Raw genomic sequence first — 23,678 nt, forward strand, 5'->3', positions numbered from 1 at the left:
GGAGCACTCAGCCGTTTTTCTCTTTTTTTGTTATCATAGACATGTAGAATCATTTGAAAGGAGATTCCATGGCGATTAAAACTGTAAACGGTACTTTACCCGATAAGTATGGGAAGTACGCACCAGAAGAATTTAAATTAGAAGGGAAGCCGGTTTGCTCACTGCCAATCGACTTGTCCGAATTACCATCAGGAACTGAGGACGTGGCCATCACCTTTATTGATTATGATGCCGTTCCAGTTTGTGGTTTTCCATTCATCCACTGGATTGCATGTAACTTCGGTCCGGTGACGGAAATCCCTGAGGATTCATCCCGTCAAAACAAAGATATTATTCAAGGAAAGAACAGCTTGGCCTCAAAGTTCTACCCAGACTTCTCAGAAGCGCTGACCGAACACTATTCTGGGCCAATGCCACCTGACAAGGACCACCAGTACACACTGACGGTCTACGCCCTGGATGAAAAGCTCGACTTGCAAAACGGCTTCTACTTGAACGAGATGTACAAGGCCATGAAGGGCCACATCATCGACCAAACCGAGATTGATATCTTAGCCAAAGCCTAAAAATCCTGCTATAATTGAAAGCATTATTTGCTTGAAAGGATAATCAAACATGTTATCACTCATTGGATTAGCACTTGTCTTTATCGGAATCATTGTGTTGATTTTCGGAAACACGGCGCCACTCTTGCGCTTGTACTTCGGGGATCGCTCAGTGATTTCACAATTGTTCTGGGGAACCATCATCTTCTTGATTGGTGGTGGACTCCTGATTATGAACAATTTGATGTAAAAAATTATAAAAGTCAAAATCGCACCAGCCCGCGGTTTTGACTTTTTTATTTAGGGAAAAGAGAGTGTACAATAGAATTAGAATCTCGATTGAAAGGGGACAACGATGAAAAAGATTGATGGGCACCTGCACTTGGTGCAAACGATTGCGGGATTAAACGGTAAGGGCCGTTTGAACATCTTAGGGGACGGTAAGGCCATCTGGGATGACGGTGAAGTGATTAAGCTGATTCCGGATGGATCGGGCGATTCATCATTCAAGGCCGAAGCTGCCATGAAATTGATGGAAGGTTCCGAAGTTGATAAAGCCGTGTTGCTGCAGGGCTCTTTAAACGGGTATCAGAACTACTACTCTTACCAAATGGTCAAGAAGTATCCAGGCCGTTTTATCGCCGCTTTCTCCGTTGATCCCTTTGCAGAAAACTTCATGACAATCGTCAAGCGTCATGTCGAGGACCTTGGCTTTCGTGCCATCAAGTTTGAAATTTCTGAGGGTGGTGGCCTCCATGGTTACCATACTGAGCACCCATTTAAGTTGGATAGTGAACCGAACTGCCTTCAAATTTTTGACTACCTATCCCAGTATGAGGGGATGACGGTTACAGTTGACTACGGAGCTTCTGACCAAATCTCTTACCAGCCAGAAGCGATTGCTAATTTAGCAAAGCGCTATCCGAACATGACCTTTGTGGTTTGCCACTTGTCCTTTCCAAACATCAATCACTTGGATCGTTTGGAATACGCCTTGAAGCTCTTTTCTGAGCAGGACAACGTCTACACTGACTTGTCTGCCATTCAAGACATCATGGGGGAGACGACTTTCCCATATGAGAATTGCCAGAAGGTCGTGAAGATGGCTAAAGAGGCATTGGGTGCTGACCACCTTATCTGGGGAACGGATTCACCATGGTCGGCTACCTTTAACACATACCACGAGCTGGCCACATGGATGGACGCAGCCAACATCTTTTCAGCAACTGAACTAGAGGATGTCATGTTTAATAACGCTAATCGCGTCTACTTTAACAAGCACGCGGTTAAAGCAGCAGAAGAGGCCTCTGACCCCGCAATGAAATAAAAGAAGGTTGATATGTCTTTATTCGATGAAATTAAAGCTGATCCGATAAATGCGGACTATACAAAGAAGGGGCTGGACCCAATCTTTGTCGCCCCAAAGACCGCTAAGATTGTGATTATTGGTCAGGCACCAGGTTTAAAGGTACAAGAAACGGGTATCATGTTTAACGACGCCTCTGGTGACCGTCTCCGGGAATGGCTCGGTATCAGTAAAGAGGAGTTCTATGATTCTGGCGATATTGGCATTATTCCCATGGATTTCTACTATCCTGGCAAAGCCAAATCCGGTGACAAGCCGCCGCGCAAGGGCATTGCTGAGAAGTGGCATACCAAGCTTTTGGCACAAATGCCAAATCGTCAGCTCACGATTTTGGTTGGTTCGTATTCCCAGCGCTACTACCTCGGTTTGAAGTCGTCTGTCACGATGACGGAAACGATTAAGAACTGGAAAGAATACTGGCCACAGTACTTCCCAATTGTTCATCCTTCGCCACGTAATAACATTTGGTTGTCCAAGAACCCATGGTTTGAAAAAGATGTACTCCCCGAACTTCAAAAGCGTGTTCGAGAAATTCTCGAAACAAAATAATTAAAAAAACCGTCAGTTTTACGCTGACGGTTTTTTATATGTTTTATAGGAGGATGTACAGATAAGAAAGAGCAAAACCTAGAATCAAGAACAAGACATTGTAACCGGTGAATGTCTTGAAGAATTGCATTGTCGTTTGCCTTGATTGATTGGCCTTCACCTGCCGGTAAGCGAGTAAGTTGGCAAGAGAAGCAACAAGCGTTCCAAAGCCACCAACCGAAAGTGCAAGATAGAGTGCATTTATATGACTCGTAAAGGGTGCCAGCAGGGCACCAGCTGGTACGTTTGAGATAATTTGACTGATGAAAACACCGAAGGTGAACAAGCTAAAGGGATGCTCACCGATTGATGAAAGTGCTTGAAAAATAAATGGCCAGGACATCAGTGCGCTTACAATTAAGAAGAAGTTTTGCAATTGAAATGACGACACCGTAGTCGACTTTTTCGATAACAGAGTTATCGAAGTAGTTGCTAATCATAAAGGTCATGACCAATGTTGTGGTTAAGCTTTTCTGGGTAATGAGTGAGGCGAGTGCAACGACCGTAAAGACAATTAAAAGAATCTGATCAGAACGAGAAAATTTCTTAGTAGCTCTTGTTGTATTAATTGGGCTGACTGCTTTTTTTGGAATAGTTAAAGAAAAGAGGGGGAAGCTAATTAATCCAAAGATAAGTAACCAGCAGGTCGGTTCAAGTAGTTGAGTAAAGGGGATGTGGTAGTGTGCCAATAGATAAATGTTTTGCGGATTACCAATTGGCGAAACCGCAGAACCCAAGTTGGCGTAAATGGCGGTTAGTGCACTCACCTTAATCAATGGGAGGTCACTTTTCTCTGCTAATGAGAAGACAAGTGGTAATAAAGTCAAAATCGCCACGTCGTTTGTGACGACCATGGCTGAGAAAAAAGCCAACAAGAACAAGACCAGTGCCAATGACCGCGTCGTCTTTGCCTTCTTTAAGAAGTAATCGGCTAAGGCATCGATAAGTCCAAGTGACTGGTAGAGTGTCACCATTGTTAATAGGGAAAGAAGGGAGAGAACGGTTGGCAGTGAAATGAATGACCAGCTTACCCGACCAAGCAGACCGAAGATTAAAACAGCAATCGTTGTGCCGATGAAAAGGTAGTCGTTTTTCAGTTTTTTTATGACGGTTTGCATGGTGTTTTCTCCTCCAATTAATGCCCATTTTACTGAAACAAAATAATAAATAAAAGTGCTGAAAATGTATTTATATCAACGTTTTCAGCGTTTTAAAAAAGTTCTTGCCAAAGTCATTTTTCGTGCTATTCTGTTGGTAGCAAACAACGTAGACGGTGGCTATCCTTTTCAAAAAAGGAGGTGATGCTTATGGTGTAAAACCCACAAACAAGCACATCCTAGGAAAGGAAAAGCCTGATGTCCAAGGAAGACATCCTATTTTTAGTGCTCAGCCTGATTCAAATCTGGATCGATGGCTGGTTATTAAAAATTGAGCTCCGTAAAAACGAGCAAAAAAAATAACCGTCTGAGTTTTGGCGAACTGACGGTTATTTAACAAATAACAAAAAGATAGCTACCGTTTTACGGGTTTGCTTTGGCAGGGTAGTTACCAGCTACCCTGCCTTTTCTATACACTCATTATAAAACTTCCCAAAAGTCCTCGCAAGCACATTTTATTTGCTGAGGTTTTTTTTAAAACATCATTCTACCTTGACAGGTTAACCTAAACTGCTACAATGAAACTAACAAATAGCCGATGAAGTAGTAAGAGATATCGAATTCTTGTTTTAGAGACCTGACGGTTGGTGAGAGTCAGGCAAGAACCGTTATCATGACAGCTACAAAGGCGCTGTTAACCCAGCCGTAAGTCTTCGTTACAGACTAAAGCGTGTGCTTTGCACACGAAAGTAAGGTGGTACCGCGCCAAAGCGCCCTTAGAGATGCAGCATTTCTGTATTTCTAGGGGCGCTTTTTTGGTTACTTGATTCATTCATTAAATAAAATGGAGGCGACGCAAAGCGTCAATTACAAGATATGGCAAAAGCAAGTTTTAAAAAGCCAAAAGGAACGGCTGATCTATTTGATAACCAGGTCTTGGCCTGGCAGAAGATTGAACAACAAGCCCGTTTGACTTTTTCACGTTATGGCTACGGTGAAATCCGTACACCAATCTTCGAATCATTTGATTTGTTCTCACGTTCAGCTGGTGACACTTCAGATGTCGTGACAAAGGAAATGTATGACTTCATGGACAAGGGTGACCGTCACATGGCACTTCGTCCAGAGGGGACGGCAGGTGTTGTTCGTGCCTTTGTTGAAAACAAGCTCTTCGGTCCAGAACACGAAAAGCCATACAAGACCTTCTACATGGGACCAATGTTCCGTTACGAGCGTCCACAAGCTGGACGTTTCCGTCAGTTCCACCAAATCGGTGTGGAAGCCTTCGGTTCAACGGAACCAAGCTTGGACGCCGAAGTGATTACGATGGTTGTTAAGTTCTTGTCTTCACTGGGATTAAAGGACTTAAAGGTTGCCTTGAACACGTTGGGTGACCAAGATTCACGCAAGGCATACCGGGAAGCTTTGATTGACTACTTGAAGCCAAACTTCGATAAGTTGTCAAAGGATTCTCAAGTACGTTTGGAAAAGAATCCATTGCGTGTTCTTGATTCAAAGGATGAAAACGACCAAGCAATCGTTGAAGGTGCACCAACGATCTTTGATTACTTGTCTGAAGAATCAAAGGCTCACTTCCAAGCGGTTCAAAACTACTTGGATGCTTTGGGTATTGAATACGAAATTGATTCAAACATGGTGCGTGGATTGGATTACTATAACAACACCATCTTTGAAGTGATGACGACTGATCCGAACTTGAAGGGGGCCGCTACCATTGCTGGTGGTGGACGTTACTCTGGTTTGGTCGAAGAATTTGGTGGCCCTGAAACACCAGGTATCGGATTCGGTTTGGGTGTGGAACGCTTAATTGCCTTGTTGACAGCCCAAGACCAGTTGAACTTGGACGAAGACGGGCTTGACTTTTACATTGCCCACATCGGGGACAACAGTGTGTTGAAGACTTTGGAATTGGCTACGAACTTGCGTGATCTCGGCTACTCAGCCGACATGGATTTTGAAAATCGTTCCGTGAAGGCCCAATTCAAGACGGCTAACCGTCGTAAGGCTCGTTTCGTCATTACCATTGGTGATAACGAAGTGGAATCAAACGAGGTTAAGGTTAAGGACATGGTCACTGGAAGCCAAGCGGATTTGAACTTGGCTTACGTGAAGGAAAAGATGGAAACTGTGATTGCTGCTTTGTCAGCAGAGGAGGAAGGAAAATGAAGCGGACGACCTATGCAGGTTTAGTCGATGAAAAGTACATTGGACAAAAAGTCCAATTAGCTGGTTGGGTGCAAAAGCGCCGTAACTTCGGAGAATTAGTCTTTATTGATTTGCGTGACCGCGAAGGTATCGTCCAATTGACTTTCTCAAACAAAGAAGAAGCAGCTTTGGAAGTTGCTCAAAGCGTTCGTAACGAATACGTTATCGCCGTTGAAGGTGAAGTGGTTGCGCGTGCCGAAGGGCAACACAACGATAAGATTAAGTCCGGTGGCGTTGAAGTGAAGGTCACAAAGGCCGAAGTACTTGCTGATTCAAAGACGCCAGTCTTTGATATCAAAGACGATGTTGAAGCTGGTGAAGAACTGAAGCTCCAATACCGTTACTTGGACTTACGCCGCCCAGTCATGCAGAAGAACTTGAAGGTTCGTTCAAAAATCATGTCATCGGCTTACCGTTTCATGGAAGAACACGACTTCATCAACATTGAAACGCCATACTTGGCGAAGTCTACGCCAGAAGGTGCCCGTGATTACTTGGTACCATCACGTATCTACCCGGGTTCTTTCTACGCCTTGCCACAGTCACCACAGCTCTTCAAGCAACTCTTGATGGGTGCTGGATTCGACCGTTACTTCCAAATTGCTCGATGCTTCCGTGATGAAGATTTGCGTGGAGACCGTCAGCCAGAATTTACGCAGCTCGATTTGGAAACGTCATTTATGTCTGCTCCTGAAATTCAGGAATTAGTTGGCCACTGGGTACAACACATCATGAAGGATGTAAAGAACTACGACTTGAAGTTGGAAGACATCGATCGTTTGACTTGGCAAGAATCAATGGATCGCTTCGGTACTGATAAGCCTGACTTGCGTATTCCATACGAAATTAAGAACTTGTCAGACGTTGTGAAGGATTCAGACTTTGGTGTCTTTGCTAACGCCGTGAAGGACGGGGGAGTTGTTAAGGCTTTGGCCGTTCCTGGTGCTGCTGAATCATATTCACGTAAGGACATCGACAAGCTTGGTCAATACATCGAACGTTTCGGTGCTAAGGGACTTGCTTGGATGAAGGTTTCAGACGAAGGTTTGACTGGACCAATCGCTAAGTTCTTCGACGATGCAAAGGCGAAGGAAGTCATGGAAGCCGCTGGTGCCAAGGTTGGCGATCTCTTGCTCTTCGGTGCAGGACGTGCTGACGTGGTAGCTGCTTCACTGGATTACCTTCGTCGTCAAACGGCTAAGGAAATGAACTTGATTGACCAAGAAACACCATGGCGCTTTGCCTGGATCGTTGACTGGCCACTCTTCGAATACTCAGAAGACTTTGATCGCTGGATTGCGGCTCACCACCCATTCACTATGCCAAACGAAGAAGACTTGCACTACTTGAACGAAGGCGAAGACCCACACAAGGCACACGCACAGTCATATGACTTGGTCTTGAACGGTTACGAATTGGGTTCAGGTTCAATCCGTATCCACCGCATGGACATTCAAGAAAAGATGCTCCGCGCTTTGGAATTCACGCCAGAACAAGCACAAGAAGCTTTCGGATTCTTGCTTGAAGCCATGGAATACGGATTCCCACCAATGGGTGGAATCGCTCTTGGATTGGATCGCTTGGCCATGCTCTTGGCAGGACAAGATAACATCCGTGAGGTGATTGCCTTCCCTAAGAATTCAAAGGCCACTGAACCAATGACGGAAGCCCCAACGCCAGTTGACGCTAAGCAATTAGCTGAATTGGGATTGGAATCTGACGCAAACGATTCTGCTGAATAAGTTCACTTATAAGAATAATGATAAAACGCTGCATCAAGGTCGGTTTTGACTTTGACACAGCGTTTTTTATTCGCAATTTTTATGACATTTTAAAGACAAATGCCTATTTTGTTCCCATATTTTATGGTTTCTTGTTAAAATGATAGGGTAGTTCACTGCTTTGTTGTGAACCCAGCCAACGGCCAGGCTGAATTTTGGCAAAAGATGCTAAGAACAAGGGCTTTACCTGAGTCTACTTAGCAAAAAGATCATGCTAATCAAATTAGGAAAAAAATTGAATCACCATTATTATCATCAGATTATGGGGGCCATGCTTTACGCCTTTGCGGTGTCCATTGCACTGAATTACTTTTGGATTCCTGGACACATTTATTCATCCGGATTTAACGGTTTAGCGCAGCTGATTGATACATTGACTCACGGCCACTTCCCGGTTGCATGGGGAATTGCTGCTGCCAATTTACCACTGTTGATTGTCGCTTGGTTGACGCTTTCAAAGCGTTTTGCCATTTTTACGGCACTTGCCGTTGGTATGTCAGCGCTGTTTGTACCACTTTTCCAAACGAACACGGTTTTGACGCCAGACCCATTGATGTGTGCCATCTTTGGTGGCGCCTTGAACGGAATGGCTGTTGGAACAGCTTTGCGCTGTGGCCTTGGAACCGGTGGATTGGATATTATTGGGATGATTGCCAAGCAAAAGTTCCATACGAAGGTCGGATCAGTTAACCTTGCCTTTAATGCGGCCATCATGGTTGGAGCCGGTTTGACTTACGGTTGGCAGTACGCCTTGTATTCCATCATTGGAGTCGTGGTTTCAGCCCACTTTATTGATGTCTTCTATACCCATCAGCAACAAATCCAAGAGATGATTGTGACGAACAAGCCAGAAATGATGTGTGAGCACATTCAAAACAATATGCGTCGTGGTGTAACGATCATCGATTCAGCTCACGGAGGCTACACTGGAAAAGATAAGTCAGTCTTGCTTACCGTTGTGACGCAGCACGAATTAAACGACTTGCGAGAAGCAATTCGCGAAGTTGATCCAGCGGCGTTTTACTCCGAATCAAAGGTGGAACACACGGGTGGGCACTTCTACGAACCAGAACCTTAATTAAAATAAAAAGAGCAGCCGCTTGGTTGCTCTTTTCTATTTTTGGTATATTGATGTTATCAAGTATTGTTTCGTATCCACTTGTAAAAACAATACAAAACGGACTCCGGAGTATATGACTAAACAGAACACAATCAGTAAAAGAGTTCTTTTCTTTTTAATCGGCCTCGTGCTTGTAGCGGCTGGAAACGCCATGACTATTGTGTCCGGTGCTGGAAACGGCATGTGGACGGCTTCGGCACTTGGCGTTGGAACCGTCATCCATCAGCCCTTTGCGCTGATGTGGTTTGCTCTTGGCGTTATCGTGATCTTTGTAAACGCCATTCTCGTGAAAGAGTGGGACTGGTTTACGGCCGTGGGGGAATTCTTCTTCGTGCTCTTTTTCGCCCAGTTGATTCATGTCTTCGTGTCGACTTTTTCTTATTATCAGGGCAAAGTCCATGCCGGACCGATGGAGAAAATTGGACTAGTCGTACTAGGTATTCTTATTGTCTGCCTCGGTACGTCCTTTTACCAACGGGCTAATCTCTGGATGTATCCAACGGATTCACTCACAGACATCCTGGCCTGCCGGTTCTTCAGAGGAAATGTGTTCTTGGGGCAGATCGTTGCTTTTGCGCCTGCAGTATTCATTATTTTGTTAGTAGCTTTGAAAGAACATGAGCTCGTCGGGGTGCAGTTAGGGACAATCCTAGCTTTGGCCTTTAACGGTGAACTTATCGACTGCTTTAATAAGCACGCCTTTACGTCCCTGAAACATAACGACCGTTTCACAGTTCAACGTCATGATTAAAGCCTGCCATGCAGGCTTTTTTACTTTTTATACAGGTGTAATGCTAGATTTAATCTTTGTTTCGAAAAGGAGTACAATGAATATATAGAAAGAAATGAAAGGATGTGTCTCAATGTCTAAATCAAGACAAAAATGGGACCCGAAGACGGCGACGCACCGTTTTTGGATTCTGGCCGTTTCACTGATCATTACTTCAGGAACAGCAATTTCACCAGCGCTTCCAGCTATGCAAAAGGCTTTTGCAGGTTATCCAAGCACGTTGGTGAACATGGTTGCCACCATTCAACAGGTGCCCGCCTTTATCGTTTTAATCTTCTCAAGTCAGTTAGCAAACCGCTTTGGAATTAAGAAGATTGTCAGCATCGGTATGCTCCTCATGGGTATCTCCGGTGTTGCACCCGCTCTTTTGTCAAACATCTGGCTTGTCTTACTTTGCCGGATTATCTTTGGTATCGGAATTGGAATGACAAATTCCCTGGCCTATACCTTGATTAACATGTACTACGAAGGAGACGATCAAGCCCAGATGCTGGGTGAGCGTTCCGCCTTTGAGCCAATTGGAATCTGCATTATTAACTTGCTCGCAGGATTCCTTTTGAACGTTTCATGGCAGGCTGCCTTCTTAGCCTATGGTTTGATTTTTATTGTCTTCCTAGGCTTCACCAAAGTCGTGCCTGAATACCATATGTCAAAGAAAGAGCAGAAGAAGGCCGCCAAGCCTAAGCTCTCATGGCCAATCGTTTGGTCAGCTGTCTTCTGCTGTGCATTGACCATCGGAATGGCCATTGTGAACGTTTTGACGCCTTCCGTTGTTGTGGCAAATCACATGGGAAACGGAACCACCGCTTCCTATATCATCACGGGTTATACCTTAGCCTCAATGGTTGCCGGATTTATGTTTGGTGCCTTTTTCAAAGCACTTCGCCGCTACGTACTCTTAGCCGGATTGGCTTGCATGGTTGTCGGAACTTTGATGATGAACTTTGCTTCAAACATTGGACTATTGCTCGTGGCGGTTGCCATTATCGGTTTTGCATACCCACTTGCTGGAACCTATGTCTTCGACACTATCGATAGTCGAATTCCAAAGGAAGCGGATGGCTTGGCCAACTCCATTCTCTTGATTGGATGTAACGTTGGGACGGCCTTCGCGCCAGCCATCGTTTCCTTCTTAGGTAATTTCTCACCAGTATCTGGTGTTAATCCAGGAATTGGAATGTACGGTCTTCTCATCCTTATCTTAGCTATTGTAGTTACGATCACGATGTTAGGGAAGGACATCAAGAAGATGTTTTCTAAGAAACTTTCATAAAAAGTATGATTTTTCTTGACTTTGACAGGCCTTGTTGCCATAATAGTTTAAGTTAAGTGCATATCGTTATAGACGAAATAAAATGCCGGAAAGGAGGGGAATCGCACATGGCAAAGGTTGTTGTTCGTAAGAATGAATCTTTGGATGATGCATTGCGCCGTTTCAAGCGTGGTGTTTCTAAGGACGGTACTCTCCAAGAATACCGGAAGCGCGAATTCTACGTTAAGCCTTCAGTTGAACGTAAGTTGAAGTCTGAAGCTGCACGTAAGCGCAACAAGAAGAAGAACAAGCGTTAATTCGTTTGTAAAAACGTCAACATTTGTTGGCGTTTTTTTTGTGCCCTCGTGGTAAACTATAATATATGTAGAACGTTTAAAAAGGAGCAGGTATATGACTTTATTGGAAACTGTACAAAACGACATGAAAGAGGCCATGAAGGCTAAGGACAAGGCAAAGTTGGCCGTTGTCCGCCAAATCAAGTCAGCAGTAATGAACGAACAGATTAACTTGGGTCACGACTTGAACGAAGACGAAGAGTTGGCTGTTTTGGCTCGTGAAGTAAAGCAACGTAAGGAATCCCTTTCAGAATTCAAGGATGGAGGCCGTGAGGACTTGGCCGAAGCGACGCAAGCTGAATTGGATATCTTGGCATCTTATATGCCAGAACAAATGTCTGATGAAGACGTTGATGCCGCTGTTTCAGCAGCCATCGAAAAGACGGGTGCTTCATCAATGGCAGACATGGGTAAGGTCATGGGGATTGTTTCTGCCCAAACAAAGGGCCGTGCCGATGGTAAGGTTGTCGCTGACAAAGTGAAGGCCGCATTGTCAAAGTAATGAATTGAAGAGAGTCGGACGAAAAGAAGGGTTGCCTTCTTTTTTGACTTTTAATATGAAAGGAAGTTTGAATATGGCAGATGAACGTTTAGGATTGGTTGTGAAGGCCAAGGTTACTGACGAAAACGATGATTATTTCTACGCACAGGTCGATGGTGGCCACACGTATGAAATCGATAAGTTAGAGCTTTTAAAGCCGCTTAAATTAGGTGGAATGGTGACGGGCTTTGCTTACCAAAACGACCAACACCGTTTGCAAATCACAAAGAACATCCCCGATGTTCAAAAAGACATTTACGCCTGGGGAAAGGTCGTGCAATCACGTTCTGATCTTGGGGTATTCGTTGACATCGGTTTGTACAACAAGGACTTGGTTGTTTCATTGGATGACCTGCCAACCATCAAGGAACTCTGGCCTAAGAAGGGTGACCGCTTGCTTCTTTCAATCAAAGAAGACAACAAGGGCCGCCTCTGGGGACAGCTTGCGCAACAAGACATCGTGAAAGCGGTGTCCCGCCGTGCCCATGAAGGTGCCGGTATCAAGAAGGGTGACAAGATCAAGGCAACGGTTTACCGTAACAAGCTTGTTGGAACCCTCGTGTTGACTGATGATTACTGCCTTGGATTCATTCATCCTTCACAGCGTGAAGTAGAACCACGCCTTGGTGAAGTTGTCGAAGCACGCGTGCTTGGCGTGAACGAACACGGTATCGTGAACTTGTCTTTGAAGCTTCCAGCTTACAAGGTGATGGATGAAGACGCGAAGTTCTTGCTCTTGCAGCTGCGTCGTAAGCCAAAGCACTTCCTGCCATTTAACGATAAATCTGACCCCGAAGACATTAAGAAGCAGTTTGGCTTCTCTAAGTCACAGTTCAAGCGGGCTCTTGGTCGTTTGTACAAGGACCGGCTCATCGAACAAGTGGAAGATGGTATTCAATTGACAGAGAAGGGGATGGAAGACTAATGCTTCCTGCTGAAATGGAAGACTACCTCCGCGACGTTCAAATCGACCGGGGATTGTCTAAGAACACCATCACGGCATACCACCAAGATCTTCTGACTTTTACCAAGTTTTTGGAAAAGAAGCACAAAAAGCTCCAAGACGTGGACCACCTGCTTGTTCTTACTTTCTTGAATGAGCTTCGTTCACTGGGACGAGCCAATTCATCGGTTGCCCGTATGGTGACAACCTTGCGTAAGTGTTTTGCCTATCTAAAAAAAGAAGGCATGGTCGCACACGATCCCATGCAGACGATTAAGCCACCTAAAAAAGCGCAACATTTACCTGCTGTGTTGACGGTGGAAGAAGTCGACACGCTGCTGGACTTGCCTGATGTGACGAAGCCTTTAGGACTTCGAAATAAAGCACTCTTGGAGTTGATGTATGCAACAGGACTGCGAGTTTCCGAGCTCGTGGGTTTGACTTTGGCAGACTTACACCTGGACTTAGCTTTGATTCAGACAATTGGTAAGGGTGACAAGGAACGAATCATTCCCGTGGGTGAGGTTGCCATTGACTGGTTAAAACGTTACTTACGGGATTCCCGACCGTTTCTGCTAAAGGGGCAAAAGTCCGACCAGATCTTCTTAAACGATCATGGTCGTTCCTTATCCCGACAAGGCGTTTGGCAAATCATTAAGAAACTGGTGGAACAGGCTGGCATCAAAAAGGATGTTTCACCGCACACGCTGCGTCATTCCTTTGCTACGCACATTCTTGAAAACGGTGCTGATTTACGGATTGTTCAAGAACTCTTGGGACACTCTGATATTTCAACCACCCAGATTTATACTCATATCTCAAAGGGACGACTCACTCAGGTTTATGATGAGTTCCATCCCCGCGCATAGGAGGGCATATGTTAGTACAACCGAGACCAGACGATGAAAAGACCATCATGGGCCTTTTTTCATTGGTACCTGAGTTGAAGGATTTCAACCACTTAAACCAGGTCATGAGCGATTACGAAAAAGAGGGACACTTTCTCTACTTCTTTCAAGATGAAGTTCAAGATCCCATTACCGGTTTGTTAGGTTATGAGACTTACAAGGAAAACATTCTCTTAGTACGTCGTATTATTGTGACGCCTGGTTCGCCTAAGAAGGCAACGCAGTCACAAATGCTTACGGACTTACAGGAACAAAATCCCGAAAAGACGTTGATGGGAACATTAGAGACCCAAACTGCCATTGATAAGTGGAGAAAGCACTATTAATAACTCTGATTTAACAATTAAGATCACGGATTTCGAAGGTCCGTTGGATTTGCTTTTGCACTTGATTAAAAAGCACGAGATGGACATCTTGGCTTTGCCAATTGCCGAAGTAACGGAGCAGTACCTGTCTTTCATCAAAGAGCAGCAGGCCATGCAGCTCGATGTTGCGGCTGAATACCTGGTGATGGCGGCAAAGCTCATTCGAATTAAGTCAAACGACCTCTTGCCACAGCCTGAAGTTGAAGAAGAGCTTGATGACGAAGAAGGATTGGATCCAAAGGAAGAATTGATTAATCGTTTGCTCGTTTACCAACGCTTCCAGCAGGCCACTGAATTCTTTGATGACCGTCAGGAAGTGGGCATGCAGTCCTTTGGACGTCCTGCTTTGGTGGATGAGACACCAGCCGATGAGAAGCACCTAGTCTTAGCACCAGGGCTATCATTAATTGATTTGCAGCTGGCTTTTGACAATGTTGTTGCTCGTCAAAAGGACTTAGTGCCAAAGACGCGTCAGGTTCATTCCGAATCCTATACGATTGGGGATGGAATCAAAAACATCAAATCAAAGTTGGCGGTTTTGCCAGCTGAAGAGTCAATGACTTTTACAGCCTTATTCGATGGTGTCTTTGGCGCCGAACGATTGGTGATGACCTTCCTTGGCCTTTTGGAAATGGCGAAGAGCAAGGAACTTGCCATCTGGCAGCCAAGCCTATCAGACGAGATTTTAATTAAAGCGGTGAACCATGAAGACGATTTCGCAAATTGAATCCCTGCTGTTCGTAGCGGGAGAAGACGGTCTTTCGACCGGTGAATTAGCTAAGTTAACGGGCCTTGAAAAAGGGGCCATTCCTGCCCTAGTGGATGAACTCTGGCAACAATTAAATGACAGTGAACAGCCACTTACCATTCGTTCAGCAGATGGACGTTACGTATTGGTGACAAAGCCAGCTTACGGTAAGTTAGTATCCTCGTACTTTGACTTGCCTGTTAACACCAAGTTGACGCAACCACAGTTGGAAACGTTGGTTATCGTCGCTTACCAACAACCCATCACGCGAGTTGAAATCGATCAAATCCGTGGGGTACGTTCTGCTGGAACGTTGCAGAAGTTGATGCTTCACCAGTTGATTGAGCCAGTTGGCCGTAAGGAAGAAGTTGGGCGTCCAATCTTGTATGGAACAACAACCGATTTCTTGGATTACTTCGGTTTGGGTTCATTGGCTGAACTACCAGAATTACCTGATATTAAAGACGTTATTTTGTCTGAGGATCAGCAACAAGAAGTCGCGCTCTTCGATGAAATTGATGAAGATGGGGATGTCACCGAACAAGAAGCGGCTGAAGCAGCGGTTGGTGCAGTGGATAAGACATCCGTTCCAGCTGACGCTGTGCAAGCTGTGGATGGGGATGGCCATAATACTGAAGCGACTGATGAACACTCAGAAGATGATTAATAAAGACCATAAGTACGGGAAAAGGAAGAAATGATGGAAGAAAAGGCTGAACGCTTACAAAAAGTCATCGCCCAGGCTGGGATTGCTTCCCGCCGGGCCTCTGAACAATTGATTTTAGAAGGTCGTGTTGCCGTTAATGGTGAACAAGTTTCAAAGCTTGGAACGAAGGTAACGTCTCATGATGAGGTCAAGGTGGACGGTGTTCCATTGGACGGGCGAGAAAAGAAGGTCTACTACCTTTTGAACAAGCCCCGTGGTGTCGTGACAACGGCCTCCGACGACAAGGGACGTACGACTGTCGTTGATATTTTGTCCGATGTTGATGCCCGCGTTTACCCCGTTGGTCGGTTGGACTACGATACGACCGGTGCCTTGATTATGACAAACGACGGTGAGTTGGCTAATCAACTCATGCACCCAAAGGGGAAGGTCGATAAGGTTTATACGGCTAAGGTCAAGGGAATTGCAACAATGGAGGCCCTTGCACCTTTGAAGCGTGGAGTTGTTATCAAGGGAAAGAAAACAGCCCCAGCGCGTGTCGCCATTGAAAAGGTTGATACAGACAAGAAGGTTTCCTTTGTCACGATTACGATTCACGAAGGGCGTAACCACCAAGTGAAGGATATGTTGCAAAAGGTCGGGTTGCCAGTTGAAAAGCTGCGCCGTGACCGTTATGCCTTCTTAGATTTGGTTGGTTTACAGCCAAGCGAATACCGTGACTTGAAGCACGATGAAGTAAAGCGCTTGAAGGCAGGGGACTACCGCTACTTGCGCCGTAAGTAAAATAAAAAGAGGAGCGAGAGCTCCTCTTTTTTTGTATCCTGTTTTGGCAAAGATATGGCCTAAATGATAGTTAGGCCAATCTGAACGATTTTTGATGACTATTCGTTCAGCTGCCTTTATGATGATGTTGGCAGATAAGTGAAGCCGGTGGCTCCAAAGATAAGGAGGTACACTTATGGGTAACCTAAGTAGAGACTTTTTTCAAAGGAGCCGGAAGTCCGTGGACTTTCTAGAAGAGTTAATCGACTTGATGACTGACGTTGTTTTGTTGATTAAGAACATTCTCGATTTGTTTCGTAAGAAATAAAAAGCAGCTAACTTCACTTTGACCAGGGGTTAGCTGCTTTTTTCGTTAATTACTTGAGTCACCGTTTTCACGGATCTGTCAGCGGGTTGGTGTTGTCGCACCGACCCGCTTTTCATATATAGTATAGCAGATTTTTTTGGAGAAGAAAGCGGGCTGTTTTCGTTAAAAAGCGCTTGCCTTTTTTTATCAACATGCTAAACTAAAAAATGTTCAATAGAACAAGAAAACTTCGGGGTCGGGTGCAAGTCCCAACCGGCGGTAATTCAGTATGACTGATAAGCCCGTGACCTGCTTTTGCAGCTGATTTGGTGAAAATCCAAAGCCGACCGTACAGTCGGGTATAAAGAAGTTTAAAGACAGCTTTTTTAGGCTGGCCTTTATTTTGCCCCCGCGTGAAATCAAAGGTCATTTTTTTTGGCCTAAAAAAGGAGAATAATATGAATATTCACGCGACAAAACGTCTCACAACACTTTCGGTCTTAACGGCGATTTCTTTCGTCTTAACGATCTTTCCAAAGGTGGCTTTGCTTCCAGGCGCCTCCTTTCTGAAGCTGGACTTCTCAATTGTGCCGATCTTCCTAGCACTGTCATGGTACGGGCTTGGTTCTGCTACTTTGGCACTCTTTGTTCGCACGTTGTTGAAGGTCATTATCTTTAATGAAGGAGTGAACACTTACATTGGTATGCCTGTTAACTTCGCGGTTGCCTGGTCATTTCTCTTTATGTATGTTCTCGTTGTAAAGAGCCCAATGGTTGAAAAATGGAATGGATTGGCCAAGGAGGGGGCAAGACTTGTTGCAGCTGTCATCTACATGACGGTCATTGCCGTTATTGTGAACATTGTCTGGGCCATTCCGCTCTACGCCCAGTTTGCCCATTTTGACATCGCCAAGTTCATTGGAGTGAAGCCTTATTTGTTTGGCATAGTCTTACCATTCAACTTAATTCAAGGATTTATCTGGTACTTAGCCTGCCAAGTGGTCGTTAAAGCGTTGGCACCTTTTAAGAAAAGTTATCAAGCTTAAGAAAAGGTTATCAATTTGTCTTTGCCTTTCGTGTTAGACTAAAAATACGAAGGAATTGGAGGCATTATCCCAATGAATAACGATGGAGCTATTCTTTCCCGTAAGAACCGTTTTGAAGGTTCAAAGAAGGGAAATGAAAACCAAACAAACGATGGAAACCACGGTGGCTTGTTAGTCTTCTTGGTATTCGTATCACTCTTCTTATTGGCTTCTGCGCCAGTATATGGAATGGTGCGCAACCAACCCAAGTTGACCCATGAAACTAAGACAAGTTCATCTTCTAAGTCTGATTCAAAGAAGGCAACGAAGTCTTCAACATCAAACGATGATGAAGCAATGGAATCATCATCAGACGCTGACTCATCAGCAAGTTCTTCTTCATCTGCACAAAGTGCTCAAAAAGATGAAGCAGCAGCCGATGCAAACAGCGCCGTACTTGGTGCAAATCAGACGTTGTACAACTTCGCCGTGACCCATAACACGAACGCAGCTGCGATCATCAACCTGAACCCAGGCTTGACGACTGAGAATTACTCACAGTATGCAGGACAATCATTGAAGATTAAGTAATAGGACGGAAACGTACTCATGACTAAACCCGCTTTTTTCCAAGTTGCCATTGACGGACCAGCTTCCGCTGGTAAGTCAACCATTGCCAAGATTCTCGCTTCAAACCTCCACTACGTATACGTGGATACCGGAGCAATGTATCGTGCAATTACCGTAGCTGCGAAGAAGGCGGGTCTTTCTTATGAAGACGAAGCTGGCATCAAAGCTTTGCTTCCAAAGACATCCATTGAGTTCAAGCCTGGAACGCCGGTGCAACGTGTCTTTCTGAACGGTGAAGAGGTGACGGAAGAGATTCGATCCACTGAAATCACCAATAATGTTTCATTGGTTTCTTCCTACGCTGCGGTTCGTTCTGACATGGTTGATAAGCAACGTAAAATGACCGAAGAAAATCCCGTGATTATGGATGGACGTGATATTGGAACGACCGTCTTACCCGATGCGCAAGTCAAGATTTTCTTGGTGGCTTCAGTTTCAGAACGAGCTGAACGTCGCTATAAGGAAAACAAGGAAAAGGGCATGACCGTTGACCTTGAAACTTTGAAAAAGGAAATCGAAGCGCGCGATTACAAGGATTCACACCGTGAAATTTCACCTTTGACAAAGGCGTCTGACGCCATTGAAGTTGACACGACGGGTGTGTCAATTGAAGAAGTGGTGAACACCATTCAAGATTTGATTTCAAAGCAACAGTAAAAAGCTGTTGCTTTTTTCTTTGCTTATTTAGGGTGTTTCCTGCTAGAATAGAAGATAATAAGTCGGTAGGAATCAATAGAATTGTCTGCATAACTCAATAAGAGAAGTAGATGGCTTTCGATTTTTCAAATGTTTTACTATGAAAAATTGTGAAGCTCTGATAAAATACCCTTATAAGTGTAAATGTAGGAGGACGTTTGACGTCATGAGTGATACAAACAGCGAATTACTAGCAGCTCTGGAAAGTGCTGATCAAATTAAGGTAGGCGATGTCGTAACTGGAGAAGTTTTGGCAATCGACAACGATAACCAAGCGGTTATCGGTTTGCATACCGGTGAAGAAGGAGTTGTGCCAGCGCGTGAGTACTCTGACGATCGTAGCGTTAACTTGGCCGACGACTTGAATGTTGGAGACACGATCGAAACGGTTGTTGTTTCTAACGTTACGTCAGACAAGGAAGGGGTTGCATACCTCTTGTCAAAGAAGCGTTTGGAAGCCCGCAAGGCATGGGAAAAGCTCTCATTTGCTGAAGGTGATGTTGTTGACGCCACTGTATTGAACGCCGTACGCGGTGGTTTGATTGTTGACGTTGCAGGAATCCGCGGATTCGTTCCAGCTTCAATGGTTGCAGAACGCTTTGTTTCAGACTTGGGTCAATTCAAGGGCCAAGACATCAAGGCAGAAGTAATCGAAATCGACCCAGCCAAGGCACGTTTGATCTTGTCACGTAAGGCTGTGGCCGCACAAGAACGTGCAGAAAAGTTGCAAGAAGCATTCTCACGCCTTACTGTTGGTGAAGTAGTTGAAGGTACTGTTGCTCGTTTGACAGACTTCGGTGCATTCGTTGACTTGGGTGGCGTTGATGGATTGGTTCACGTTTCTGAAATCTCACACGACCGTGTGAAGAACCCAGCTGACGTATTGTCAAAGGGTGACAAGGTTAACGTTAAGATCTTGGCTTTGGATACTGAACGTGGACGTATTTCATTGTCAATTAAGGCAACTCAACCAGGACCTTGGGATGAAGTTGCTGAAAAGGCACCAGCCGGTACTGTTCTTGAAGGAACGGTTAAGCGCGTTAAGGACTTTGGAGCATTCGTTGAAATCTTCCCTGGTATCGAAGGATTGGTTCACGTTTCTCAAATCTCACACAAGCGTGTTGAAAACCCTGCTGACGTTTTGAAGTCAGGTGACAAGGTTAAGGTTCAAGTCTTGGACGTAAAGCCACAAGAAGAACGTATTTCATTGTCAATGAAGGCTTTGGAAGAAAAGCCAGCTAACAAGCAAGATGAAAACGACAACTCAAACGGTGCTTCACGTGCCGATGTTGCCGCTTACCAACAAGACGATGAAGGTGCCGCTACTTTGGGTGACATCTTCGGCGACAAGTTGTAAGATGACATAAAAAGGCTGGCTCGCCAGTCTTTTTTTATTGTAAAGAAAGGAGCAGTTCTTATGGCAGCACCAATCGTAGCTGTTGTTGGCCGACCAAACGTCGGTAAATCAACTCTCTTTAACCGAATCGTAGGGGAACGAATGGCCATTGTTGAAGACATGCCAGGAGTAACTCGAGACCGTCTGTACGCGAAGGCAGAATGGCTGAACTATGACTTCCGTGTGATTGATACCGGTGGGTTAGAAATGGGAAACGCCCCATTTTTGACTGAAATTCGTGGCCAAGTTGAATTGGCCATCGATGAAGCTGATGTCATCGTGATGGTTGTTTCTGGTCGTGAAGGAATGACGGCTGATGATCAAGCCGTGGCCAACCTTTTGTATGGTATTGATAAGCCCGTTGTTTTGGCGGTTAACAAGGTTGATAACCCTGAAATGCGTGCAGACATTTATGATTTCTATTCACTTGGATTAGGTGACCCATACCCAGTTTCTGGTTCTCACGGAATCGGGTTGGGTGATGTCTTGGATCAAGTGGTTAAGCACTTCCCAGACGAAGCTGCTGTCCAAGATGATGACGCTGTTCGATTCTCAATTATCGGACGTCCAAACGTTGGTAAGTCATCCATCGTTAATGCCATTCTTGGTGAACAACGAATGATTGTTTCTGACGTTGAGGGGACAACTCGTGACGCGATCGATACACGTTTCATGACACCGGAAGGTGATGAATTTGTGATGGTGGATACGGCCGGTATCCGTAAACGTGGAAAAGTTTATGAAAATACGGAGAAGTACTCTGTAATGCGCGCTATGAAGGCCATAGACGACTCTGAAGTTGTTTTAATGGTATTAGACGCAGAGACGGGAATTCGCGAACAAGACACTCACGTGGCCGGATATGCGCATGATGCGGGTAAGGCTGTTGTTATTGTCGTGAATAAGTGGGATGCCATCGAAAAGGATACGCATACCATGCACGACTTTGAAAACGTTGTCCGTGATCGTTTCAAGTTCTTGGATTATGCACCAATCGTCTTTGTTTCTGCTAAGACGAAGCAGCGTTTGGACCGTTTGCCTGACTTGATTTTGTCTGTAAACGAAAACCACAGTAAGCGTGTTTCATCATCAATGTTGAACGACGTCTTGATGGACGCTTTGGCAACCAATCCGGCACCGTCTGATAACGGTCGTCGTTTGCGCGTCTACTATGCGACGCAGGTGGCTATCCAACCACCAACCATTGTTGTCTTTGTAAACGACGTTGAACTGATGCATTTTTCATATCAGCGATTCTTGGAAAACCAAATCCGGTCCGCTTTTGACTTTTCAGGTACGCCAATTAAGCTGATTATCCGGCAACGAAAGTAATTTTACGTAATTTTTGAGACATATAGTGTTTCAAATGTTAAATTATTAGGATTTGCTACACATTTTAATTTAGTTGTGCTAAGCTTGTCCTATGGGAGTTGCTACGGTAGCTTTTCCAGCCCATCGACGATTGTCACGCCATGGGTATTCTAAATTAATTTTTTGCAAGGAGAAAAGGAATGGCAAACAAGCAAGAATTGATCGATTCAGTCGCAATGAAGACTGGTTTAACTAAGAAGGATGCTGACAAGGCTGTTGCAGCCGTATTGTCATCAATCGAAGACGCCTTGAAGAAGGGTGAAAAGGTTCAATTGATTGGCTTTGGTAACTTCGAAGTACGTGAACGTGCAGCCCGCAAGGGACGCAACCCACAAACTAAGGAAGAAATCCAAATTCCTGCATCAAAGGTTCCTGCATTCAAGCCTGGTAAGGCTTTGAAGGATGCTGTAAAGTAAACCTTTTAAAAGACACCGTTTTGGTGTCTTTTTTCTTTTCAAAAAATTTATCGAATGTTTGAGCAAACTTTAGCCAATGTTTTCTCGTAATTTTCTTGATGAATAACGTTTTTTAGCGCTTTTTAAAAGCGCTTTTTTATTTTTTAAAAAAACTTCGTGAATTCGTTGACAAGCGTAATCTCTGTTGTATAATCGAAATAGAATTGTAACAAAGCAGAGCCACAAAGGAGTTTCTCATGAAAGTAGCAATTATTGGTGCCACACACGCTGGTGTGTTCTCAGCAAAGCAGATTAAGGCTGAACATCCTGACGCCGAAATTCACGTATTTGAAAAGAACGATACAGTTTCTTTCCTTTCTTGTGGAATCGCACTTTGGATTGGTGATCACGTTTCATCCCCAAACAAGATGTTCTACGAATCACCTGAATCAATGGCTAAACAGGGCATTACGATGCACATGAACACGGAAGTGCTCGAAGCGAAGTTGGTCGACAAGCACTTGGTTTATAAGGACCTTGCTTCTGGTGAAGAAACAGCCGCTGACTTTGATAAGATCGTTATCACGACTGGTTCAAAGGCCATCAAGCCAAACTTGCCAGGTATTCACTCAGACCGTGTCTTTGATTCAAAGAACTGGAAAAACGCGAACGACTTGAAAAAGGTGACCCCTGAGATTAAGTCCGCCATTGTTATCGGTGCCGGTTACATCGGTGCTGAATTAGCTGAACAATTGTCAGTGAATGGCAAGAAGGTAACTTTGATTGATGGTTTGGATCGAGTCTTGGCTAAGAATACGTCCGACGAGTTCTCATCAGTCTTTGAAGAAGCCTATAAGAAGCATGGTGTTCAACTAGAATTAAACCAAATGGTGTCATCTTTTGAAGACATTGAAAACGGCGTGAAGGTGAAGACTGATAAGGGTGAATACGAAGCTGATATCGCCATCTTGGGAATCGGTTTCTTGCCAAACACTGGTTTATTCCAAGGCCAAGTAAATATGTTGAAGAACGGTGCCATCGAAACAAACGAGTACATGGAGACTTCAGTACCCGGTGTATTCGCTGCTGGTGATGCGGCGACCGTTTTCTATAACCCAACGCAAAAGTATGACTACATCCCACTGGCAACGAATGCTGTTCGCCAAGGAGTCTTGGTTGGTAAGAACATCGAAAAGAATACGGTGGCTTACCAGGGGACACAAGCAACGTCTGCCGTTGAATTGTATGAATTGGCTTACGCAGCAACTGGTTTGACCAAGGAATCAGCTAAGATCAAGGGCGTTGATGCAGAATCCGTTACTATCGAGGAGGACTACCGTCCAGACTTCATGTTGTCGACGACGCCAGTTAAGGCCTCATTGACTTGGGAAAAGGGAAGTCGTCGCATCGTTGGTGCTGCTTTCATGTCAAAGCACGACATCTCACAGGCAGCAAACGTTGTTTCCTTGGCCATCGAAAACAAGATGACGATTGATCAGTTAGCGATGACTGACTTCTTCTTCCAACCAAACTTTGGACAACCAATTAACTATGTATCATCCGTAGCGATGGCTGCTCAAGCAAAAGCTGAATAATGAATGAAATAAAAAGCAGGACTTATATCCTGCTTTTTTAGTACATTAAAATAGTGTTTGATGCTTTAATATTAAATATTTATAATAAAACTGTTGCATTATGAGAATAAGATGATATAGTTAATGAAAAGTTAATATTCAAAAACATTTGTAGGAAGTAGTAATCTTAAACTTACAGGACAGTGAAGTGTTGGTTGGTGAGAAACAC

The 23,678-nt window shown here is 44.6% G+C and carries 26 protein-coding genes and 1 riboswitch; of the genes, 24 read left to right on the plus strand and 2 right to left on the minus strand.

Translation table 11 applies throughout. The annotated features are described in order from the left end of the window. Positions 1–68 precede the first annotated feature (68 nt). The 4 genes from G6R29_RS00320 (at position 69) to G6R29_RS00335 (ending at position 2,460) form a co-directional block, all read left to right on the plus strand. A complete protein-coding gene (locus tag G6R29_RS00320) occupies positions 69–566 on the plus strand; it encodes a YbhB/YbcL family Raf kinase inhibitor-like protein (RefSeq protein ID WP_213808368.1) in 498 nt (165 codons plus the stop codon). Positions 567–615: 49 nt separating this feature from the next. Continuing rightward, on the plus strand, positions 616–795 hold the full coding sequence (locus G6R29_RS00325) for a hypothetical protein (protein WP_213808369.1): 180 nt from the start codon (positions 616–618) through the stop codon (positions 793–795). Positions 796–900: 105 nt separating this feature from the next. Continuing rightward, a complete protein-coding gene (locus G6R29_RS00330) occupies positions 901–1,872 on the plus strand; it encodes an amidohydrolase family protein (protein ID WP_213808370.1) in 972 nt (323 codons plus the stop codon). Between the two features lie 12 nt (positions 1,873–1,884). After that, positions 1,885–2,460: a uracil-DNA glycosylase family protein gene (locus G6R29_RS00335; RefSeq protein ID WP_213808371.1), complete on the plus strand. Its 576-nt coding sequence runs from the start codon at positions 1,885–1,887 to the stop codon at positions 2,458–2,460. Between the two features lie 43 nt (positions 2,461–2,503). On the opposite strand, the gene G6R29_RS00340 is transcribed toward G6R29_RS00335, so the two are convergent. Continuing rightward, positions 2,504–2,842 carry a transporter permease gene (locus G6R29_RS00340; protein ID WP_213808372.1) on the minus strand — a complete coding sequence of 113 codons (339 nt, stop codon included), beginning with the start codon at positions 2,840–2,842 and terminating at the stop codon, positions 2,504–2,506. Next, complete coding sequence (locus tag G6R29_RS00345) at positions 2,799–3,617, minus strand: SLC13 family permease (protein WP_213808373.1); 819 nt, start codon at positions 3,615–3,617, stop codon at positions 2,799–2,801. Before G6R29_RS00345 ends, G6R29_RS00340 begins: the two co-directional genes overlap by 44 nt. Before the next feature lie 855 nt (positions 3,618–4,472). Here G6R29_RS00345 and hisS point away from each other — a divergent pair. The 20 genes from hisS (at position 4,473) to G6R29_RS00445 (ending at position 23,470) form a co-directional block, all read left to right on the plus strand. Beyond that, positions 4,473–5,783, plus strand: coding sequence for a histidine--tRNA ligase (gene hisS / locus G6R29_RS00350; protein WP_213808374.1), 1,311 nt, complete (start codon positions 4,473–4,475; stop codon positions 5,781–5,783). Next, on the plus strand, positions 5,780–7,564 hold the full coding sequence (gene aspS / locus G6R29_RS00355) for an aspartate--tRNA ligase (RefSeq protein ID WP_213808375.1): 1,785 nt from the start codon (positions 5,780–5,782) through the stop codon (positions 7,562–7,564). Before hisS ends, aspS begins: the two co-directional genes overlap by 4 nt. A 250-nt stretch (positions 7,565–7,814) precedes the next feature. Continuing rightward, a complete protein-coding gene (locus tag G6R29_RS00360; RefSeq protein ID WP_213808376.1) occupies positions 7,815–8,681 on the plus strand; it encodes a YitT family protein in 867 nt (288 codons plus the stop codon). 115 nt (positions 8,682–8,796) lie between these two features. Further along, positions 8,797–9,474, plus strand: a complete 678-nt coding sequence (locus G6R29_RS00365) for a DUF6198 family protein (protein ID WP_213808377.1) — start codon at positions 8,797–8,799, stop codon at positions 9,472–9,474. A gap of 112 nt (positions 9,475–9,586) precedes the next feature. After that, positions 9,587–10,786: an MFS transporter gene (locus G6R29_RS00370; RefSeq protein WP_213808378.1), complete on the plus strand. Its 1,200-nt coding sequence runs from the start codon at positions 9,587–9,589 to the stop codon at positions 10,784–10,786. Between the two features lie 107 nt (positions 10,787–10,893). Further along, positions 10,894–11,082, plus strand: a complete 189-nt coding sequence (gene rpsU / locus G6R29_RS00375) for a 30S ribosomal protein S21 (RefSeq protein WP_213808379.1) — start codon at positions 10,894–10,896, stop codon at positions 11,080–11,082. A gap of 94 nt (positions 11,083–11,176) precedes the next feature. Further along, entirely contained in the window at positions 11,177–11,623 is a 447-nt protein-coding gene (locus tag G6R29_RS00380; RefSeq protein ID WP_213808380.1) for a GatB/YqeY domain-containing protein, read from the plus strand. Between the two features lie 73 nt (positions 11,624–11,696). Beyond that, positions 11,697–12,587 carry a CvfB family protein gene (locus tag G6R29_RS00385; protein WP_213808381.1) on the plus strand — a complete coding sequence of 297 codons (891 nt, stop codon included), beginning with the start codon at positions 11,697–11,699 and terminating at the stop codon, positions 12,585–12,587. Further along, the gene (xerD, locus tag G6R29_RS00390; protein ID WP_213808382.1) at positions 12,587–13,474 is read left to right on the plus strand and encodes a site-specific tyrosine recombinase XerD; all 888 of its coding nucleotides are present in this window, start codon (positions 12,587–12,589) and stop codon (positions 13,472–13,474) included. The genes G6R29_RS00385 and xerD overlap by 1 nt, the downstream gene beginning before the upstream one ends. 8 nt (positions 13,475–13,482) lie before the next feature. Continuing rightward, positions 13,483–13,839: a riboflavin biosynthesis protein RibT gene (locus tag G6R29_RS00395; RefSeq protein WP_213808383.1), complete on the plus strand. Its 357-nt coding sequence runs from the start codon at positions 13,483–13,485 to the stop codon at positions 13,837–13,839. A 55-nt stretch (positions 13,840–13,894) separates the two neighbouring features. Beyond that, the gene (locus G6R29_RS00400) at positions 13,895–14,605 is read left to right on the plus strand and encodes a segregation and condensation protein A (protein WP_238476838.1); all 711 of its coding nucleotides are present in this window, start codon (positions 13,895–13,897) and stop codon (positions 14,603–14,605) included. Then, on the plus strand, positions 14,583–15,293 hold the full coding sequence (gene scpB / locus G6R29_RS00405) for an SMC-Scp complex subunit ScpB (protein WP_213808384.1): 711 nt from the start codon (positions 14,583–14,585) through the stop codon (positions 15,291–15,293). The genes G6R29_RS00400 and scpB overlap by 23 nt, the downstream gene beginning before the upstream one ends. 33 nt (positions 15,294–15,326) lie before the next feature. Beyond that, positions 15,327–16,076 (plus strand): pseudouridine synthase, encoded by a 750-nt coding sequence (locus G6R29_RS00410; RefSeq protein ID WP_213808591.1) that lies wholly within the window; start codon positions 15,327–15,329, stop codon positions 16,074–16,076. Positions 16,077–16,604: 528 nt separating this feature from the next. Then, a riboswitch (FMN riboswitch) is annotated at positions 16,605–16,738 on the plus strand. Positions 16,739–16,820: 82 nt separating this feature from the next. Further along, entirely contained in the window at positions 16,821–17,408 is a 588-nt protein-coding gene (locus G6R29_RS00415) for an ECF transporter S component (RefSeq protein WP_213808385.1), read from the plus strand. 72 nt (positions 17,409–17,480) lie between these two features. Continuing rightward, positions 17,481–17,978 (plus strand): peptidoglycan-binding protein LysM, encoded by a 498-nt coding sequence (locus G6R29_RS00420; protein ID WP_213808386.1) that lies wholly within the window; start codon positions 17,481–17,483, stop codon positions 17,976–17,978. Between the two features lie 18 nt (positions 17,979–17,996). After that, positions 17,997–18,674, plus strand: a complete 678-nt coding sequence (gene cmk / locus G6R29_RS00425) for a (d)CMP kinase (RefSeq protein WP_213808387.1) — start codon at positions 17,997–17,999, stop codon at positions 18,672–18,674. A 205-nt stretch (positions 18,675–18,879) separates the two neighbouring features. Beyond that, positions 18,880–20,070, plus strand: a complete 1,191-nt coding sequence (gene rpsA, locus G6R29_RS00430) for a 30S ribosomal protein S1 (RefSeq protein WP_213808388.1) — start codon at positions 18,880–18,882, stop codon at positions 20,068–20,070. A 60-nt stretch (positions 20,071–20,130) separates the two neighbouring features. Further along, entirely contained in the window at positions 20,131–21,441 is a 1,311-nt protein-coding gene (der, locus tag G6R29_RS00435) for a ribosome biogenesis GTPase Der (RefSeq protein ID WP_213808389.1), read from the plus strand. Positions 21,442–21,620: 179 nt separating this feature from the next. Continuing rightward, on the plus strand, positions 21,621–21,896 hold the full coding sequence (locus G6R29_RS00440; RefSeq protein ID WP_047974521.1) for an HU family DNA-binding protein: 276 nt from the start codon (positions 21,621–21,623) through the stop codon (positions 21,894–21,896). 236 nt (positions 21,897–22,132) lie between these two features. Next, the gene (locus tag G6R29_RS00445; protein ID WP_213808390.1) at positions 22,133–23,470 is read left to right on the plus strand and encodes an FAD-dependent oxidoreductase; all 1,338 of its coding nucleotides are present in this window, start codon (positions 22,133–22,135) and stop codon (positions 23,468–23,470) included. Positions 23,471–23,678: the final 208 nt, after the last annotated feature.

The organism is Fructobacillus broussonetiae, from assembly GCF_018437275.1.
GTDB lineage: Bacteria > Bacillota > Bacilli > Lactobacillales > Lactobacillaceae > Fructobacillus > Fructobacillus broussonetiae.